The organism is Arthrobacter sp. Y3223164, from assembly GCF_059091005.1.
Genome location: NZ_JBNHGF010000408.1, coordinates 1 through 2,388, shown reverse-complemented (window position 1 = coordinate 2,388; position 2,388 = coordinate 1). Strand labels below are relative to the sequence as shown.

General features: G+C 70.6%; 3 protein-coding genes. All 3 read right to left on the bottom strand.

Translation table 11 applies throughout. From position 1 onward, the window contains the following. Positions 1-21 precede the first annotated feature (21 nt). On the bottom strand, positions 22-606 hold the full coding sequence (locus AC5RUJ_RS14720; RefSeq protein WP_494128644.1) for an anti-sigma factor: 585 nt from the start codon (positions 604-606) through the stop codon (positions 22-24). A gap of 74 nt (positions 607-680) precedes the next feature. Further along, positions 681-1,148, bottom strand: coding sequence for a tRNA (cytidine(34)-2'-O)-methyltransferase (locus AC5RUJ_RS14715; protein ID WP_494012531.1), 468 nt, complete (start codon positions 1,146-1,148; stop codon positions 681-683). 87 nt (positions 1,149-1,235) lie between these two features. Continuing rightward, complete coding sequence (locus AC5RUJ_RS14710; RefSeq protein ID WP_494128643.1) at positions 1,236-2,162, bottom strand: J domain-containing protein; 927 nt, start codon at positions 2,160-2,162, stop codon at positions 1,236-1,238. Between the last annotated feature and the right edge of the window lie 226 nt (positions 2,163-2,388).

Sequence of the window (2,388 nt, the reverse complement as noted above, 5' to 3'; positions counted from 1 at the left end):
CAGGTGGCCGGCGGCGCCGGGCTACGGCGTGGCGAGCGGAATGACGACGGCGAACGGCAGGCGGGGCGATTCGGCTCCGCCGGGTGCCTCGATGGAGACGGCCAGTTCTCGGCTGGTGGAGATGCCGTCGATAACCACCGGCTTGCCCGAGGTGATGTCGGCGGCGTCGATGGTGCCGGCCGACACCGGCGCCGAACCGTCCGCCGGAAGCCGCCAGACCTGGTACGTGCGCCCCTCGGACGCCTGGACGCCGTGGAACGTCAGGACGGCGGCGTTCTCGCGGAGCGACACCGAGGCGTCCACGGTGCCGCCTCCCTCCAGTTCCTGCTGGCTGGCGACGACGTCCGCGGCAGCCGTGACGTCCTGGTCCGAGGTTCCGCCCACGGTTTTCGCTACGGCGATGGCCCCCACCACCACGACGACGGCGGCCAGGGCAAGCAGCAGCCACTTCGTGACGGCCGGCATCGGCCGCCGCTCGGCGTCTTCCGATCCGCCGGTGAGCTGGTCGGCGTGCAGCACGGAGGCATCGTCATCCGGTGCGTAGTCGTTGTCCCCGGGGGAGTTACCGGGGCTGGCCAGGCGATCAGATGGCTGGGGCGTATCCATATCATTCAAGTCTATCCGTCCCCGCCGAAGGCAGGGTCCAGCCCGACACGCCGCCGCACCGAACCGCGTCGGCGCTACAGTTTGGCCCCGGCAAAACCGTGCTGCCGCCACGCCTCATAGACGGCGATGGAGGCCGCGTTGGCCAGGTTCAGCGACCGCAGCGACGGAAGCATGGGCAGGCGCAGCCGCGCCGTGACGTGCGGATCCTGTTTGACCGATGCCGGCAGACCGACCGACTCCGGCCCGAACATCAGCACGTCGCCGGGAGCGTAGGCGACGTCCGTGTAGGAGCGCTCCCCGTCGGACGCAAAAGCGAAGACCCGTTCCGGCTGCAGGGCGTCCCACGCAGCCTCCAGATCCGCGTGGACCCGGACCACGGCAAGATCGTGGTAGTCCAGCCCGGCGCGGCGCAGCTTGGAGTCTTCGAAGGTGAAGCCCAGCGGCTCGACCAGGTGCAGTTCGGCTCCGGTGACCGCGGCCAGCCGGATGGCGTTGCCGGTATTGCCGGGGATTTCGGGGGCGTAGAAGAGGATGCGGAACACGGATTACATCCTAAGCGCGCCTCAGCCGCGGCCCGGCATCCGGGCTGGCGGGCGGAGCAGCACCCGGGCGGGCGGGGAAGCACGCCGTCAGGCGTGCATGCCGCCCAGCAACCTGGCGAGCGAGGGGACGTGCACGGTGTTTGGCGCCGGGCCGGAGGACAGGAACTGTTTGAGCTCGCGCACCAGACGCGCCGCGTTGACCACGTGCACCGGGACGATCCCGTCCGGGTCGTAGCCGCGCGTGTAATCGATGACCGGTTCGTGGAGGTTCCCGTCGGCGGAGTGGATCACCGTCCAACCGGTGACATTGAGTTCCGGAAACAGTTCCTGCATCCTGCGCACCGCCGGTGCCAGCCTCGGCGGTTCCACGATCCGTCCGTCCTTGTGCAGGGTGCGGCCGTCCCAGCGGAAATTCCCCCGCGGCAGCAGCATCGAATCAATCAGTGCCAGCCGGTAGCCTGCCAACAGCGCGTGGTCGATGAAGCCGTTGTCCGCCGGCGAGTGCAAGCCGTTGACCAGCCGTGCGGACGGGATGGCCGGCAGGATCTGCCGGCTGATCAGCTGCGCCGTCAGCGCCTCGCGCCGCAGTCGGGCCCCGGCGCCGAAGATGCCACGCTTCCGCGGCGCCCCATGGATGTGTTGGCGGGCGATGTTCTCCGGCAATGCAGGGGACCCGTCCGGGGAGCCGTAGGCGGGAACATAGACGGGGGAGTCCGACGCCGACGGCCCGCGTTGTCCGGGCGCAGAGTGCCGGGGGCCGGGGCCGGCCGCGAAGGTTCCGGTGCTGTCCGTCGGGGCGCCCGGGCCGGCGGCACCGTAGGAACGGTCGTAGCGGGACCTGGCCTGCGGGTTGCTGAGGACTTCGTAGGCCTGGCTGACGCGGCGGAACTCGGCGGCATCCCCGCCATGGTCCGGGTGCGTGGCGCGGGCGGCCCGGCGGTACGCGGCCTTGATCTGGTGCGCCGTGGCATTAACCGGCAACCCCAGGACGTCGTAGTGGGATAGGGGAATCACCGGCCGCCTCTCTGTCGGGTCTCGGGAGTCCTGCGCGAAGCCAAGTGTAACCGCCGGCCGCCTGTGTCGTACCGCGACCGCGGGCCGCCGCGATGCCACAATGATCTGCTGTGACCTCGCTGCCGTCCTCTGCGCCGATCGCCGTCGCGGTCAACCCCCGTGCGTCCTTTGGAACGGCCGCCGGTGCGGGAGCGGAGGTCATGGCCGAGCTCGCCCGGCGTGGCCG